The following is a 17,660-nucleotide window of genomic DNA, read 5'->3' as shown; positions in this document are numbered from 1 at the left end:
TGAATTTTTGAATTGATTGATGATAATCCTCCATCTATCACGATTTTTTTCGCGAGAGCGCCGTTTCGGGGATATGCTCGATATTCCCGCCGGGGGTTCTGTAAAGGACATCGAAAGCAATGCCGCCCCCGGAATTATAGTAGGTCGCCCTTATGGGATACGTACCTGCTTTGAGCGCCGCGAAACCGCAGCGTTCCTGCACCGGATGACTGCCTCCGTTGTCGATTACCTCGGTCGATCCGATAAAGAGCTTCGAGCCGTCATCAGACCGTGACAGAAAGGTATAGACACCGTCCCGGGGAACGGTGATGAATCCCTCGAAACCAGCGCCGAATACCTCCCAGTCCGCATGTTCGGGGAGCACAAAACCGGACGTTGAATCGATGCGGTCGGCTTTCATCTTCGAAAAATCCGGCTCCCCGGTCCAGCCCGCCTTGTAGTACCGTCGTGTCAGTCCCGGTTCGGTCGCGCCCTGTTTGACCGGGTTGATCAGGATGAGAGATTGAGGTTTGAGCGATGCTTCAAGCCCGGCGCGGAACTGTGCTGTGGTCAGTCCCGGTTCGTTGAGCATGATCACCCCGGCATCGTCGGCTGTCCGGCAGAAGCGGTCGACGCGCTCCATAAACGCGGGATTGACAGCCACCGCGAGACGATCCTGGTCGATGACATATGCCGAGCGGTTCTGCTCATGGGCGATAATGGCGTAGTCCACGCTGAGACGGTCGATTTTTACACGCCTGAGCACATCGGGCTTTCCCGAAACCGCGGCTTCAGCCTCATTCCAGAGCGAATCGGCGCGGGCGAGAATCTCGTCGGTGAGGTAGTCCGCCCATGGTCCCTCGCTTATACCGACATGGATATTGTCGCGCTCGACTTTGTCGTGGAGCATATCGATATAGACACGGATCGGGTTCGCGGCCTCGCTGTACACGCCATCGAGGAATTCGTTGATGGCGGTGTTTTCGTCGTATGAGGGATTCCAGAGGAGCTTGGCGTTGAGATATCCGCTCAGGGCCGACAGTTCGCCGTGCGGCGTCGTATAGACATCCTGCTGGAAAATTCCCTTGACATTGTTCTCGACGAAAAACCGTATGTTGTCGTTACGAACTCTGAGGTTGGGAAACGGGACAAAGTAATGGGAAAACGACGTGCAGTAATTCCATATCCAGAGGCGGTCGCAAATCTTCGACCACTCCCGGAGATCGTTGGCAAAATCCCTGTTCTGCGGGCTGTCGCATGTTTTGAGCGGATGGGAGAAACAGCATTCGATGGTGCAGAGCCTGACGATCACATTGGGACGGGGGCGCATGGTTTTCGGCGCCTTGCGGGTCCACTGGTAGGCGAGGGTTTCGATTGCCTTGCCGGAGTAACGCTTTTCGACCTCTTCGGCGACACGGTTCACCATCTGAAGCACGGGAGCTATCTGTGAGCCCTCCTGCCGCGCGAGAGCCTGGCACTTCTCGCACTCGCAGTAATTGAAGCAGTCGTTCTGGGAGACGGAGAGTACCTCGGCCTGCGGGTTGTCATGGAATGCTTTCATAACGCCTTCCGTAACGATTGCAACGACTTCATCGTTGGTGCAGCAGAGCTGGCTGTAATCAGCGGTACGTTTCCCGCCGACGAGTGAATAGTATTCGGGATGCTGTTTGAAGTATTTCTCCGGGGGAACGAGGATATTGAAGGTGTGAACGAACATACCCGGCGCCCATTGAACCTGACCGCCGTGACGGTCTTCGAGGGTGCCGTTGCAGTTCCTGTTCATGCGGTTGCGGGCTGCCCAGTTGCCGTCGCGGGCCTCGTACACGAACGGTTCGCGGTATTCGAGCGCCGGAATGACGGTTTCATCGAGGATCGGCAGTACGAGACGGTCATAATGAGGGATACGGCTCACTTCGGAAGTAAACCACCTGCAGCCCAGGTGATCCTCGAGAAGACCATACACACCGTACATGTTTCCCCTGAGCTCGCCGCCGGCGATAACGAGATGCTTTCCGACAGTCCTGATTATATAGCCCTCTTTCCCGAGCTTGTCAAAATCGATTTCGACACCGAGCTGCCTGAGATGGTCGCTGTTCCCGAGAATAATTTCATGGCCGGTCATGGGTTCAAGATCCGATACGATGAGCATGTCGGCGCCGGTCATCTCTTTCATGAACTTTTTCAGCTCTCCGGCGGCATTTATGGTTGAAAATGACGGTTTCGCGGCGGTAACGATACGGTATTTCGTCGTGCCGTTCCGGGCAAGCTCCAGCCCGGAGCCGCTCCCGCATCCGTTCAGAACAAAACCGGTGAGAATTACGATGACCAGTGCAGAGACTCTCTTCATGAGACACCTCCATATGGATGGTGGTATTCATTGTTTCGCGTGAAAAAGCGCCGATTCGGGGATATGCTGTTTTTCGATGCCCGGGCCGCGATAGAATACGTAGAGCGCGGTTATCTTCCCTCTCGTAAAATACGATAACTTTACAGGGTGCATACCCGCTTTCAGCGCGATAAATCCCATACGTTCGAGAACAGCATGGTTTCCGCCGTTGTCCACCACCGTAGTCGGGCCGATAACCAGTTTCGAGCCGTCGGCTGAACGGGTGTAAAAGGTGTAAACACCATCCCTCGGCACAGAAATAAATCCCTCGAATATCAGACCGAACGATTCTTCTTCCCCGTGTTCCGGGAGCTGAAACCGGTCGACCGTCCCGATGCTGTCATGCCTGAGCGATCCGAACCGCGGGATTCCTTCCCATGGTCCCCGGTACAGACGGCGGATGAGACCGGGCAGGAGATTTTTAACCATAACAGGATTTGTCAGGGTCAGCGACCGTGGTTTTACCAGACTGTCCAGATCGGCACGGTATTCATCCACCGTATAACCATATTCCCTGAGCCTGAGCACGCCCGCCCGCTGTGCGGTGCTGCAGAAACGGCCGACACGGTCGGTGAACGCCGGATTGACGGTGAGCCTGAGTTCCTTCTGGTCGACGATAAGGGCATCGCCGCGGGTTCTGTCACGGGATATGATGGCGTAATCCACGCTCAGCCGGGCAGTCTTTACCCGTTCGAGCACTTCGGGGCAGTCCGCGACTGCCGCTTCAGCCTGTTCCCAGAGCGAATCCGCCCGTGCAAGGATATCGTCGGTCAGGTAGTCGGCGTCGGGCCCCTGCCAGATTCCCATATGGATGTTATCATATTCGACCTTGTCGTGGATCATGTCGATGTATGCGCGGATGGGCGCCGCCGCACGGCCGTAGACACCCTCGAGAAATTCATCGATCGCCGTATTCTCGTCGTAAGAAGGATTCCACAGGAGCTTGGCGTTGAGGTATCCGCTCAGCCCGGAGAACTCGCCGTTCGGTGTGGTGTACACATCCTGCTCGAACACCGCCTTGACATCGTTCCTGACAAAAAGGCGAATGTTGTCGTCCCGCACGCGGAGATTAGGATACGGAGTAAAGTAGTGCCTGAACGAGGTGACATAGTCCCATATCCAGATACGGTCGGTAACCTGCGACCATGCCCTGAGATCGCTGACAAAATCCCTGTTCTCCTGGCTGGAGCACGTTTCGAGGGGATGGGAGAAACAGCATTCGATGGTGCAGAGCCTGATGACCACATTATGGCGGGGACGGATGGTTTTCGGCGGTTTGCGGGTCCACTGGTATGCGAGGGTCTCGATCACTTTGTCCGGGAATTCCTTTTCGACCGCTTCGGCGACGCGGTTCACCATGAGGAGGACGGGGGCGATATCCGAACCTTCGCTCTCGGCGAGGGCGCGGCATTTTCTGCATTCGCAGTGGTTGTCCCAGTCGTTCTGGGAAATGGACAGGACATGAGCCTGAGGATTTTCGCGGAAAGCCTCGAGCACCTCCTCAGTAACGATTTTTACAACATCGTCGTTGGTACAGCAAAGCTGGCTGTGGCTTCCGAGCCGTCTGCCTTTGACGAGCGAGTAATATTCCGGGTGTTCCCGGAAATACTTCGCGTGGGGGACAAGAGTTTCGAAGGTATGAACGAACATCCCGGGAACCCACTCGATCCTGCCGCCGTGACGGGCTTCGAGGCCGCCGTCCTTGCTATTGCGGTTCATGCGGTTCCGCGCCGCCCAGTTGCCGTCGAACGCCTCCCACACATAAGGTTCACGGTATTCGAGCGGTGGAACAACCGTCTCGTCGAGCGCCGGAACAACGAGCCGCTCGGACCGGGGAATACGGCTCACTTCGGCGGTAAACCAGCGGCATCCGAGGTGATCTTCCAGAAGCCCATACACACCGTACATGGTTCCCCGCTGTGCGCCGCCGGCGATGATGAGATGTCTCCCGGCAGTTCTGATGACATATCCCTCGTCGCCTAATTTCGCAAAGTCGACAGTGAGATCGAGCGCCCTGAGATGAGCGTTGTCGCCGAGCATGATTTCGCGGGAGGTCAGCGGTAACCGGTCGGAATAAATCGGAATGACCGCGTCGGTCATGCGAAAGAGAAACATCTGGAGCTCGAGCGCCCCGTGCACCGTCGAGGGCGATGCGCCATCGGCGATGATTATACGGTATTTCGAGGCGTTGTTTCGGGTGATTTCAAGACCCTGCTTTTCACCAAAAAAGCCGCAGTTGCCGCTGCAGCACAGAATCCCGATAAAAACAATCCATTTCAGTGTTTTCACAAAATATCCTGCATCATCACTATTAATTTACAAATACTGAAAATGTTTAGTGTGACCGCGAATACCGTCACCCTGAACTTGTTTCAGGGTACGTATTTCTCACGTATTGAAAAAGCCAAAGCCGGTCACTGCATGTTCCTGATCCGTACCTCAATATCCTTCTCGCCCTTGAGCAGTTCCGTGAGTTTTAACGTGTCTGTTTCCCCGAAGTGGTAGGGGTAGAGGACTTTCGGCCTGAACGCCCTGGCGGCGTCGGCAACCATCTCCGGCGTCATGGTATAGGGGAGATTCATGGGAAGAAACGCGATGTCGATGTTCCTGAGGGCTTTCATTTCCGGCGTGTTTTCCGTATCTGCCGCAACATAGACCCGCTTGTCGCCGAACGTGACGATGTACCCGTTCCCGACGCCCTTCGGATGGAATGGGCTGCCGTTGTCACGCTTGTTGACGATGTTGTATGCCGGAATGGCGGTGATTTTAAGGCCGGAAACGGTTTTCGTATCGCCGTTTTTCATGACTTCACCGCCCTTGATCTGCTTTGCGCAGGCTTCGGTGCAGATGATTTTCGTGCTTTCCTTACTGGCTGCGGCGATTGCCGACAGGTCGAGGTGGTCGCCGTGCTCGTGGGTCACGAGGATTATGTCGGCCTTCGGGAGCTTCGAGTAATCGGCGAGCTTACTCCACGGATCGACATGGATGATTTTCCCGCCGAAAGAGAACATGAGTGTGCCGTGCCCGATGAATGTGATGGTCAGGTCACCCCCCGATGTCGTGAAAGTGTCCGTCTCGAAGGTCTTCTGAGCAAAAGCCGCTCCATAGACGAAGAGAAACATCATCAATGATAGATAAAATCCGAATTTCATGATATCCCCCCTTTTTTGCCGGGTTCTCGATGAACAATGATTCTTTTCACGTGAATCTAACGTATTTATAGATATTTCAACAAGATACTGTCCCCATGATGCGATGATGCAAGACTGTGCTATCCGGTGTATTATCCTTTTGCAGCCCGGATTCATCTTACCACGCTTACCCGGCCTTCTCCGGGAGGCAGCGTCAGTCTGACTGCGCCGCGGCTACTGTCATAATATAACGGTTTCACCTGTTCTCCGTTAACGGTCACCATCCAGGGTTTTGCATCAACCCCGAGGAAGACAGTACATCCGTGAGCCAGACAGTATGTCATTCCTTCCGGTGAAACCTCGCAGGTGATCGGCTCCTCTGACTCCACGAGCAGGCGTCCATCACGTTCGAGCAGGGTACAGAGCGCGGCGAATACCACCCCGCCGCTCCATGTCAGCGCCAGAGCATCTGTGGAAAAACCGCCGCCCGTATACCGCCGCCCGGGGCGTGTCGAGAACAGAAACGGTTTTTCTCCCGCAGCGCCCGTACAACAGCCATCGCCCTTATGAATGGTGAAATCCGGCGATGCCCCTTCCGCCGTTGTGGTCAGAATATTAGCCATGATGAGTGGGGCTCCTTCGGTTCGGGCGGTTACGGTGAGCATGCCTTCCTTTTTCAGCGGCTTTTCTTCACGGAGTGTATAGAGGTAATGGGGTGTCTCGACCGCGGCAACGTGAACATGTTCCGGGTGCATATGCCCGATATGGAGAACGCTGCCGTCTTTAGCGATTGCGGACATTGTTTCGCCGGGATGAATCTCCTCAAGCCTTCGTGTCTGGTAGAGCAGTGTTACATCCGCATCCTGTTCCACAGGGATGACGGTATCGAGCATGAGGAGCGTCCGCGATTTAAGGTAGAGGACATTGCGCTGCATTTCACGAACCTTCCCCCAATAGAGCCTGCCGATATCTCCGGAAACGAATGCCGCGCTCGCACCGTCGAGGAAATGTCGGATGAACGCATAGTCTTCGAACCCTCCGGCGAATCCCCTGGGATCGCCCACCCGCTGGCTCTGATGGTTGCCGTTGATGAGGATGGTCGAGTGCGCGGCGGGCTGAGTGTACCACGGCTGGTAGAGAGGGTCATCATAGTATGAACTCCCGCTGCGCTCACCGATGAAAACCGTTCCGCGATCAGCGAGCCAGAATGTACCTTGATCGATGTGCTGGTGGTTGCAGAACGGCCCGGTGCGCATGACGAAGATGAAATCACCGGACTCCCATCCGCTCTTGAACACCGTGGTGCCGACATTCCTGAAGCACCTGACCGGATTTTCGCCGAAGGGGTCGCGCCGGGACACATCGCCGGTCTCATAGAGCACATCCATAAAGGTCTCGTCCTTCTTGTTGATGAGGTTCATATACCCCGTCATGCTTGCCTTGGTGTTCGATTCGAGAGTTCCCCCCTTGAGGAAGTTGTAGAGCCAGCCGAGGAGGGGATCCCTGTATTTGGCGAGAAGCCATGCCCAGTTCGTGATCGGGTTGAGGTAGCCTTCGGTATCACCGAAATAAAAATAATTCCTCTCTCTGACCGGTCCCGCCCAGATATACTCACGGTATGTTCCTTCGAGCGGCTGCGACATGTCGATGTTGAAAACGTGCTCGACCGCAGGAAGGCTCTGACACAGCGTATGGAACGTGTAATTGTTGTACCCGAGACCCTCGCACCACGCGCCGTCCGGGTCGACGACCTTCATGATGAACGTATAAAGTTTCAGCGCAGCCCCTGTGAAATAAGGCTCGATCTCCTCTGTGTCCGGCCCGTCTCCGAAAACAGCCGCCTGTACCATGAGTGACGCCCCGGCGACATGAGAAATCCAGTTCGAGGTATTGCTCGTCACATCGTTGTCCACCACATACATCCGATGAGTCGTCTCTACAATATTGTTCATGAGGGCTCTGCGGATCGATGCACGCTCGCTTTCATCCATGAGATCGAAGGTCAGGTCGTAGGCGAGCGCCAGACGATGCGCCCACCATCCGGAACGGTGCTCGGTGAAACGGCCCCGCTTTGTCTGCCACGGGTGCGTCCAGTTTTCGAATTTCGCGAGTGCAAGAAGAACATCCCTGACGTATGTTCCCGCCGTGCGGTCGCCGTACAGAGCATACACAAGCGAGTTGAGATACAGCGGCTCGGCGGTGCTGTAAAGACGCGATCCCCATGCGTTCCATGTCGGCAGCCAGTCCTCGTCGGGAAACTGGTCGAGATCGAACACGAGGCTCTCCGGGGGTACTTCCTCACGGTACCGTGCAGCTTCACGCGGCAGACGGTCGAATAAATCGCTGAACCGGTCGCTCCCGAGGCGGGCGATGATTTCCTGCTTCTGTGCTTCGTTGAACCAGAGCCGCGGATGTTTCCCGCTCATGTTCGCGGGTGCGATATGGAGAGTGAATTCGGTGTCGGCGATGATATCATCTTCTCTGAACGCCCGGAGCAATCCCCTGTAGAGCCCGTCCGGCCAATCGAGCGGAAGGGGTTTCATCGTCCACCGGTCGCCGTCCTTTTCAAGTTTCTCTGTACGCAGCACGGTTGCGCTGTCGATGAACGGGGTGAAAACGGCCTCCGCACGGTCTGCGTCGACCGGCCAATTGCCCCTGAGAGAGAATATATCGCCCCGGTGATAGTGGCGCTTCGGTATATAGGGCTTCCATTCCGGCAGCTTGTATGTTTCCGGCTCCTCGAACCTGAAGACCACCGCGCGGGCGCCCCTGAACGTTATATCGTCGAGCCCCAGATAGAAGGGCATTGCCGGATCGGCGGCAGGCATGTTTGCAAGCACCGCGAGAGCATTGACCTTCACAACTTTCTTTCCGGCGAGTTTCGGGTTCTCACGGGTGAAATCGTCATACGTGACCGTCACCCATTCCCACCGGTTCAGGGGCGGATTGGCAATGGTGCAGTCAATTGCGCCATCAACACCCGCCGCAATTCGTACCTTGAAAAACTCGAACGGGAGATGGGATTTCAGGTAATACCTGAGAGTGATCGTCGATTCCGGAGTCATGTACATATCGAGCAGCTTCTGCGCGCCGGCGTAATTATCGACAGGAGAGTACGGGGTCACTTTCTGTACAAGCGAGATATTGGGGTCTCCGGGCACCAGCTCACCGACCCTGAAATTGGGATCGTATGCGGTATCCTGCCAGAGCGGATAGGACGCCCACGCGCCCTGTGTCCGTTTTTCAAAATCCTCCGTATAAGTGAACGGTTCGAGGGCAATGCTGTTCGTAGTGACTTCATCCATGTGTATTCTCCGTATATCTGATAATGTAATCCGAAAAATCAATTAAAAAATATTTTACCACAAAGGCACAAAGAGATATAATAGATTATTTATACTATCTTTAGAAATTATCAATCGTTAATATCAAAAGGTATAACGAATCCGCAAAAATCTGTGTTCAATTAATTTTTCGTTTCAAAAAGATATCGTACCTTCTCCAGCCTGAAGTTTCAGCTTTATGGTCTTTTGCTCACGGTCATACACGAACGAATCGATCCGCTTGCCATTGACCGATATCGAGCGGGGTTTCGCATCGACCCCGATCTCCACATCGCTGTCAGCGGAAAGGCAGTATTTCATGCTCCCATCCGACAGTTCGCATGTTACCGGCTTTTCCGAGCGGACAAGCAGGCGGCTATCCCGCGTCAGGGTCGTGCAGAGCGCCGCAAACACCGTCGATTCCTTCCATGTGACCGCCGCCGCATCGGTCAGGAACGTTCCCGTGTCATACCGTGCGCCGGGCCGGGTCGAAAAGACATACGGGATGCCGCTGACAGTGCCCCCGGTGTAATCCTTGCCCGTATAAGCGGTGATTTCCGGTTCCGGCCCCGCCGTGGAGGTCAGGATATTCGCCATGACAAGCGGGACTCCCTTCGTCCGGGCGGTTACGGTGAGCATGCCCTCGCGTTTGAGCGGTTTCTCCCTGAGGAGCGTGTAGAGGTAATGCGGGGTTTCGATCGATCTGATTTCGGGGCTTCCGGGATTCAGGTGCTTTATATACAGGATATTACCATCCTTTGTGATAGTCGACATCCGGTCGCCGGGGTGAATGTCTTCGAGCCGGAGCGTCTGGTAGAGCAGCGTCACATCCACATCCTTCTCCGCGGGGATGACGGTGTCGAGCATGAGAAGCGTCCGCGGTTTGAGGTAGAGGACATTGCGCCGCAGTTCCCTGACCTTTCCCCAGTAGAGCCTGCCGATGTCGCCCGACACGAAGGATGCATCCGCTCCGTCGAGAAACTGGCTGATGAATGCATAGTCTTCAAAGCCCCGCGCAAAATTGAGCGTGTCGCCGGTGCGCTGGCTCTGATGGTTACCGTCGATGAGGATGGTCGAGTGTGATACGGGCTGGATGTACCATGGCTCGTAGAGAACAGCGCCGAGGTACGGTTCGGTGCTGCCGTGGCGGCGTTCGATGAACATGCTCCCCCGGTCGCTGAGCCAGAACGATCCCTGATCCATGAACTGGTGGTTGTAGAACGGCCCGGTGCGCATGACGAACACGAAATCGTCCGGTTCCCACCCGCTCTTGAAGACGGTGGTGCCGATGTCACGGAAGACCCTGACCGGATTCTGCCCGAACGGGTCCTCGCGGGGTACGTTTTCGGTATCGTAGATGGCGTCCCGCAGGGTTTCGCCGTCCTTCATGAAATTATAGAACCACCCGAGGAGCGGATCGCGGTACTTGGGCAGGAGCCATGTCCAGTTGTTGAGCGGTCGCAGTTCGCCGCTTGATTTTCCGTAATAGAAGGTATATTTCTTCTTGACGAGCCCGGCCCAGATAAGTTCGGTATACGAGCGGTTGATTTTCTGCGTCATGTCGATTCCGAAGACGTTTTCAACCGCCGGGAGCGCCTCGGAAAGGCCATCCATCGTGAAGTAATAGTAGCCGTTCGGCTCGCCGTAACCGCCATCTCTGCCGAAGCCGCATTGAATAAGGGCGTATTCTTTGAACAGCGCGCCGGTCAGATACGGTTCCGGCGGCTCGACATCGGGGCCGTCGCCGTACATCGCCGCCTGGCAGATGAGCGAACCGCTTGCGATGTTCGATACCCAGTTCGAGGTGTTGTTCGTGGTCAGGTTATTCTCCACATACCCGCGGTGACAGCCGAGGACGATGTTCTTCCACAACCCGTGACGGACGAGCGCCCGCTCTTCCCCGGTCATGAGACCGTACAGGCAGTCGTACCCGATCGCGAACTCTGTTCCCGCCTCGCCGAGTGGGTAATAAATGAACTGCCCGCGTTTGATGAACCACGGATGCACCCAGTAGGAGAACTTTGAGAGCTCCACGAGAAGGTCTTTAGCGTATATGCCCGCCTCACGGTCATCGAAAAAGGCATAGGCGAGGGTGTTGTACCATATGCCCCAGCGCCAGATACCGACACGGTCGAACCAGCCGTCGAGCGAAGCCAGCCAGTCCTCGCGGGGAAACTGGTCGATGTCGAAAACGATGCCGCTCACGGGATTTTTTTCACGATAGCTTTGCGCGTTTGTCCTGATGCCATCGGCGACATTTTTGAATTTCGGGCTGTTGAGACGGGCTTTCACCGCTTTATACGAGCTGCTGTCGAACCAGAGACGGGGGTGTTTTCCGGCCATATCCTGTGGGGCTATTAAAAATGAAAACTCGGTCTCAGAAAGCAGCGATTTCCCGCCGTACGCCCTGATGATGCCGAGGTAGAGCCCATCGGCGCAGGAGAGCGTCACCGGTTTCATCGTCCACAGCCCGCCCTGCCGTTTCAGTTCGGCGTCAAAAACGGTTTTCGAACGGTCGGTGAACGGTGCGACGGTCAGCGTGACACGGTCCGCATCGAACGGCCATGCGCCTTTCAGTGTTAAATGCTCTCCCTTGCGGTAGTGCTTGCGGGCGATGTACGGTTTCCACTCCGCGAGCTTGTACATCGCCGGTTCGACAAACTGAAATGCCGTTGCGCGGGAGCCCCTTACCGTTATGTCGTCGAGGCCGAAATAGAACTTCATGGCGGGATCGCCCAACGGCTGCTTCGCGAGCACCGCAAGGGCGTTGACCTTTATCCTGTCACGGCCTGCGAGACGCGGATTCTGTTCGAGGAAGTTCTCGAAAGTCACTGTAACCCACTCCCAGCGGTTCAGCAACGGACTAAGAATCGTGTACGTAACCATGCCGTCATCTCCCGCGGCAAGACGCACCTCGATGTACCCGAACGGGAGATTCGATTTCAAGTAATAACGGAAAGTGACCGAGGAACCGGGCGTGAGGTACATATCAAGCAGCTTCTGCGCGCCTGCGTAGTTATCGACATGGGTGTAGGGAGTCACCATCTGCTCGATCGACCAGTTCGGATCGCCCGGAACCATTGTGTCGACCCGGAAATACTCGTTGAACGCCGTGTCTTCCCAGTGGGGATAGGCCGCCCATGCGCCGAGTTCCTGTGTTTCGAAATTCTCGGTATAAATAAAGGGCTCAAGAACTTCATCGGCGTGCAGCGGAGACAACGTTGTCAGAAACAAGACCGGTAAAAAAAACCAATATGCCCGAGATTTCATTGTTCCTCCGAATGGAGCAGGAAAACATCAAGCGGTCAGCCTTCCAGCTTTTTCCGACAGCGAAAGCTGATCAGCCGACCGCTCTATCTGTATTCTATGCTCAAATCTATTACCCGAATTATCTGAAAATCCATTTTCATTCTTCGTTGCGACCATATATAGTCATAAGGGTTATTCATGAAAAGTACCCTTTCGGGATGTGAGTGGAGGGGTATCTCCTTCTTTTTAATCCAGAAGTGGGATCAGGGGTGAGTTTGAGCCACAGACGGATCAAGCCGCCTGGTGGACTTGAAAATTCACCCGAAATACACATTCTGTTTTTTGAGCACATCCTGAATCTTCTCTATATCGATATCCTGTACTGTGCTGTTGTCCCGAACCGCCACACCGGCTGCGGCGCCCGCACCCTGTCCGGTGACCATGCAGGTCCCGATAATACGGGCATCCTCGACGAGCGCCTTCTCGAAGCTGAAACAACGTCCCGCGACCAGCAGGTTCCCGGTCTTTTTCGGAAGGAGCGAACCGTAGGGTATCTGCCACATGGGACGTTTCTGAGGCGAAATCCGGTCGCCGTTGTAGTTCACCGTTATCCATGCGCCGATTATACCGATGACATCGCTGAATGACGTATATGTCATCGAATCCCGCAGTGTCAGAGTGTAGCGTCCCTGGAGGATACGGGACATCCGTACGCCGAGATGTGAGGCGGTATCCAGTAGAAATACTTCCTCATGTCCCGGTGTCGAACGGATTTTTTCGGATCGCTCCCAGATCGCAAGGCGATACTGCTGTTGCAGCCGCGACAGGTTGAATAAATCGGTGCCGTCCTGATCCTTTTCACCATCCATGTTCACCCAGTTCACACTTTTTATGGGCGTTTCTTTCCCGGTATCCATTTTCCTGTATCCCGGCTTCGAGGAATCGATCCTGTCAACATTACCAAGGCGGTGAACCAGCCCGATATTGTATTTCATGAAATCGTACTGTTCGCCGGCAAGGTGAAAGATATCTCCATCCCCCGTGCAGTCGATTACCACCCTGGGCCGGATAGCCACGCGGCCGGATTTCGATTCGAGAATTACCGCTGTTATAATATCGCTCTCGACGATGATATTCGATGCCCAGCAGTGGTACAGCATGGTTACACCGGACTCTTTGATCATGGCTTCGAGAACATATTTACCCGCCTCGGGATCGATGACGGGATTCACCTCATGTACTGACATTCCCATCGAAACAAGTTTACCTGCGATTTCGCCCCCGATACCGTGGATGACCTGCCTGAAATTACCGTCTTTGTCACATGCATGCGTGGACAACAGCGGCAGCACCAGTCCCCCGGTCCAGAGCCCGCCGAGGTGGTTATAACGCTCCACAAGTACGGTGGAGGCTCCCGAACGGCTTGCCGCAAGGGCCGCAACAACACCTGCCGGGCCGCCGCCGACAACAAGAACATCCGGTGACGCAATAACCGGGATTTCCCGCGAGGGTTCTGTGATTGTGGGTGCTTTCCTGAAATATTCCTGTTGCTGTACGGAAACAGTCCGGCTGCCGATGTTTTCAGCCGAACTGCTGGAAGCAGGGAAGAAACCGGCGCCTGAAATCAACGGAACCGTTGAAATGAAAGCCCTTCTCCGCATAATGTGTTCTCCTGTAAGTATTCGGAAAAATATGGATGTTTTCATACAACGTAGCATTACAGCAGAAGTAGAGTCAATAAAAAATAGTGCGTGTCGCTGGAAATGCCCGGCGTTGAGATACCCGTCAGCCCCGCTTTTTTAAAGGTATAATGAGAATCTCTCAGGACTCCTGTACGAGATCGTTAGTTACCAGTTTCAGAAAATTCTCCATCAATTGCCCGGTAATCTGCTTTATTTATAAGCCCGGACCGTACTTTCCCTTCGTAATAATACCTGAATAATTCGCAAAAATAAGGATAAAATACCCGGCAGTCAGTCCCCGATCCCAAGAGTCAGGTCGGGGACAGGCTGTTGACGAAAAGTCTCTTTCGGAGCTCTTTCGATCTGGAGTTACGGATAAACTTTTCGGCACGGGCACAGGAATTCATCCCCGTATCATGCATTTCACTGGTTCAATTCATATAATTCGTTGCATAAAACCTATTTAAAGCTCACCATGCCCTCGCCGGCCGGAAGCCTGACCTCGACACCCTTGCGGGCGGAATCATAGGTAATCGTTGTAACCTTCGTTCCGTTGACCGTAAGAGTCTGCGGCTTTGCATCGGCGCCGAAAAGCACCGCGCTTTCCTTCGCCAGGCAGTATTTCACTCCCGCCGCTGAAACTTCGCATGTAATGGGCTCTGCCGACTTGAGGAGAAGCTGACCGTTTTTCCCCAGGGTCGTACAGAGCGCCGCGAACACCGTATCGCCCTTCCATGTGACCGCAGCGGCGTCGGTCTGGAATTCGCCGGTATCATAGTACATTCCGGGACGGGTCGAGAATACGAACGGTGTTCCTTCTGCCGTACCCTTCATGAAGCCGTCGCCCTTTTCGGAGGTGATATCGGGCTGCGCGCCTTTTGTGGAGGTGAGCATGTTCGCCATCACGAGGGGAACACGATCGGTGCGTGCGGTCACGGTGAGCATGCCTTCCTTGACCAGCGGTTTCTCGCGCTGGAGCGTATAGAGATAGTGAGGCGTCTCCACTGCGACCGCCTGAACTTTATCCGGATTGAGGTGCCTGATGAAGAGCGTGTTGCCGTCCTTGCTCACGGTCGATGTATTTTCGCCCGCAGTGATGTTCTCAAGATGGGCGGTCTGGTACAGAAGCGTCACATCCGCATCACGTTCGGCGGGGACGACGGTGTCGAGCATGAGAAGCGTGCGCGGCTTGATATAGAGCACATTGCGCTTGAGGTCCTTGACCTTGCCCCAGTAGAGCCTGCCGATATCGCCCGAGCTGAATGCGGCGAACTGTCCGTTCAGAAACTGGTAAATGAAGGCGTAATCGTCAAAACCCTCGGCAAACACGAGGTGGTCTCCCACACGCTGGCTCTGGTGGTTGCCATTGATGAGAATCGTTGAGTGACCGACCGGCTGGGTATACCATGGCTGGTAGAGCGGATCGTCGTAGTAGGTGCTGTTGTGACGTTCCTCGAAGAAGGTGCTCCCCCGGTCGGCAAGCCAGAACGATCCCTGGTCGATATGCTGGTGGTTGTAGAAAGCCCCGGTGCGCATGACGAATATGAAATCATCGGGCTCCCAGCCGCTCTTGAAAACCGTGGTTCCCACTTCCCTGAACGCCTTCACCGGATCTTCATCGGACGGATTTTTCTGGGGGATATTCTCTATCTCATAGACAGCATCCCAGAGAGTGTTGCCCGGCTCGAGGAAATGGTAGAACCAGCTGAGGAGGGGGTCTTTGAAACGGTTGAGGAGGAATGCCCAGCTGTCGGCGTCGAGATTGGGTCCCGAATCGCCGTAATAGAACGTTTTTTTGTCCTTGACCGGCCCAGCCCAGATGTATTCCTTGTATGTTCCGTCAAGCGGTTTTGCCACATCGATATTGAACACGTTCATGACCGACGGCACGCTGTACGACATGTTGTTGAAGCTGTAACTGTTGTATCCGAAGCCCTCGCCCCATGCGCCGTCCTTCGAATCGGTGACCCGCTCGATAAAGGCGTAATACTTCATCATGGTGCCGGTGAAATAGGGTTCGAGATACTCCACATCAGGGCCGTCCCCGAACATCGCGGCCTGGAGCGTGAGCGAGCCACCGGTGATCATGGCGAGCCAGTTCGATGTTTTCGCGGTGATATTGTCGTTCTCGACATACGTCTTGAACGCTCCCTTGACGAGGTAGTCCTTGAGCGCCCGGCGAACCTGTGCCCGTTCACTCTCGGTCATGAGGTCGTAGGTGCAGTCGTATGCGAATGCCACGCGGTGCGACCACGAGCCGGTACGGTGCTCGCTGAACCGTCCCCGCTTCGTCTGCCACGGGTGGGTGAAATCTGGCCATGTCGAGAGCTGCACGAGGACGTTCTTGGCATATTCTCCCGCTTCACGGTCGCCGCAGAACTGATATGCGAGCGAATTCCAGAGGAACGCCGAATCGGTATTATAGATATGCGATCCCCATGCCGACCAGGTGGGCAGCCAGTTCTCGTCCGGGAACTGGTCGAGATCGTATATGAGGCTTTCGACGGGGATTCTCTGGCGCTGTTTTTTGGCGTTTTCAGGAATCGAATCGTAATATTGTTTAAACTTCTCGGTCTTCAGACGGTCGAGAATCCACTGTTTCTTTACGCTGTCGAACAGAAGACGGGGATGTTTGCCGCCGATGCCCTTTGGTGCGATGTGGATAGTGAACTCGGTATCGGACAGCATATTTTTACCGCTGTAGGCTTTGAGCTTGCCGAGATAGAGCCCCTCGGGGAACGAAAGCGTCAGCGGCCTGAGCGACCAGGTCTCGCCTTTTTTGCTCAGATCGGCGGTGTACACGGTATTGGTTGTGTCGGTAAATGACACGACGGCGAGGGACACTTTATCGGCGCCAAGCGGCCATTCACCCGACAGATTGAACGTATCACCTTTATAGTAGTGTTTCTTCGGTATATAGGGCTTGAACTCGGAGAGCTTGAACATCTCCGGTTCGGTGAACTTGAATGCCATGGCACGGGAGCCCTTGAAGGTAATATCGTCGAAGCAGAAATAGAACAGCATGTCGGGGTCGGCATCAGGTATTTTTATCAGCATTGCAAGCGCATTGACCTTGATTTTATCATGCCCGGCTATGCAGGGGTTCTCACGGACGAAATCGTTGTAACCCACTGTGAGCCATACCCATCGGTTGAGCGGCGGATCGGGAATGGTGAAGTCCACTTTCCCGAACTTGCCGGCTGCGAGCCTGACCTTGAAGAACTCCGAGGGCAGGTTGGTCTTGAGGTAATACCTGAACGTTATCGTTGATTCCGGTGTGAGATACATATCGAGGAGTTTCTCCGCCCCTCCGTAGTTATCGACATTCGTATAGGGTGTCACACGCTCCTCGATGGAAAGGTTGGGGTCGCCGGGAACGATCTCGTTTACTCTGAAATTAGGATCATAGGCAGTATCCTGCCACAGCGGGTACGACGCCCAGGCTCCGAGCGTTCTTCCCTCGAAATTCTGGGTATAGGTGAACGGTTCAAGCACGACATCGGCATGCAGGGGGCATGCCGCACAGAGCAGGGCTGCTCCGAGAAACATCAGCATTGTCCGGTTCATGGGAATTCCTTTCAGATTATTATAACTCTGTGTGTTAATATTGAATCGGAGGGAAAACTTTTCCGAAAAAGAAGACGAATCACTGTTTTGTATCATCGAGGCAAAGAAAAAGATACTTTTCTCGCCATACTCTTAGTTTAATACTAATTTTTTATGGAATCAATGTTTAAAAAACAGTTGGCATGTTTTATCATCGAATCAGCATTAATACATGATAAACGAATGAAAGCTTCAACAGTGACAGGATTATCCATCTGAAGCATTCGCGATCACTTTTTTTCAGATGTCACCCAATATCCGCATTTTTTATCCGGATGATGGAAATCAATCGATGTGCCTTACA

7 protein-coding genes are annotated in these 17,660 nt (G+C 54.4%); all 7 read right to left on the bottom strand.

Annotation, left to right across the window (positions count from 1 at the left end):
- Positions 1–37 precede the first annotated feature (37 nt).
- The 7 genes from LLG96_00320 to LLG96_00290 all read right to left on the bottom strand — a co-directional run bounded on the left by LLG96_00320 (position 38) and on the right by LLG96_00290 (position 17,317).
- Positions 38–2,326: a DUF4838 domain-containing protein gene (locus tag LLG96_00320; GenBank protein MCE5248640.1), complete on the bottom strand. Its 2,289-nt coding sequence runs from the start codon at positions 2,324–2,326 to the stop codon at positions 38–40.
- Between the two features lie 27 nt (positions 2,327–2,353).
- The gene (locus tag LLG96_00315; GenBank protein ID MCE5248639.1) at positions 2,354–4,654 is read right to left on the bottom strand and encodes a DUF4838 domain-containing protein; all 2,301 of its coding nucleotides are present in this window, start codon (positions 4,652–4,654) and stop codon (positions 2,354–2,356) included.
- A 125-nt stretch (positions 4,655–4,779) separates the two neighbouring features.
- Positions 4,780–5,517 (bottom strand): MBL fold metallo-hydrolase, encoded by a 738-nt coding sequence (locus tag LLG96_00310; protein ID MCE5248638.1) that lies wholly within the window; start codon positions 5,515–5,517, stop codon positions 4,780–4,782.
- Positions 5,518–5,669: 152 nt separating this feature from the next.
- Positions 5,670–8,801, bottom strand: coding sequence for a heparinase II/III family protein (locus LLG96_00305; protein MCE5248637.1), 3,132 nt, complete (start codon positions 8,799–8,801; stop codon positions 5,670–5,672).
- A 174-nt stretch (positions 8,802–8,975) separates the two neighbouring features.
- Positions 8,976–12,089 (bottom strand): heparinase II/III-family protein, encoded by a 3,114-nt coding sequence (locus LLG96_00300; GenBank protein MCE5248636.1) that lies wholly within the window; start codon positions 12,087–12,089, stop codon positions 8,976–8,978.
- Between the two features lie 296 nt (positions 12,090–12,385).
- Positions 12,386–13,729: an FAD-dependent oxidoreductase gene (locus LLG96_00295; GenBank protein ID MCE5248635.1), complete on the bottom strand. Its 1,344-nt coding sequence runs from the start codon at positions 13,727–13,729 to the stop codon at positions 12,386–12,388.
- 480 nt (positions 13,730–14,209) lie between these two features.
- Positions 14,210–17,317, bottom strand: a complete 3,108-nt coding sequence (locus tag LLG96_00290; protein ID MCE5248634.1) for a heparinase II/III-family protein — start codon at positions 17,315–17,317, stop codon at positions 14,210–14,212.
- Between the last annotated feature and the right edge of the window lie 343 nt (positions 17,318–17,660).

The sequence above is a fragment of the bacterium genome, assembly GCA_021372535.1.
In the GTDB taxonomy this organism is placed as follows: Bacteria; Latescibacterota; Latescibacteria; order Latescibacterales; family Latescibacteraceae; genus JAFGMP01.
This window is presented reverse-complemented; position numbering and strand designations above follow the sequence as displayed.

Coding starts and splice junctions, on each gene's coding strand:
- LLG96_00320 (MCE5248640.1), bottom strand. CDS start 2,326: ATGAAGAGAGTCTCTGCACTGGTCATCGTAATTCTCACCGGTTTTGTT.
- LLG96_00310 (MCE5248638.1), bottom strand. CDS start 5,517: ATGAAATTCGGATTTTATCTATCATTGATGATGTTTCTCTTCGTCTAT.
- LLG96_00305 (MCE5248637.1), bottom strand. CDS start 8,801: ATGGATGAAGTCACTACGAACAGCATTGCCCTCGAACCGTTCACTTAT.
- LLG96_00300 (MCE5248636.1), bottom strand. CDS start 12,089: ATGAAATCTCGGGCATATTGGTTTTTTTTACCGGTCTTGTTTCTGACA.
- LLG96_00295 (MCE5248635.1), bottom strand. CDS start 13,729: ATGCGGAGAAGGGCTTTCATTTCAACGGTTCCGTTGATTTCAGGCGCC.
- LLG96_00290 (MCE5248634.1), bottom strand. CDS start 17,317: ATGAACCGGACAATGCTGATGTTTCTCGGAGCAGCCCTGCTCTGTGCG.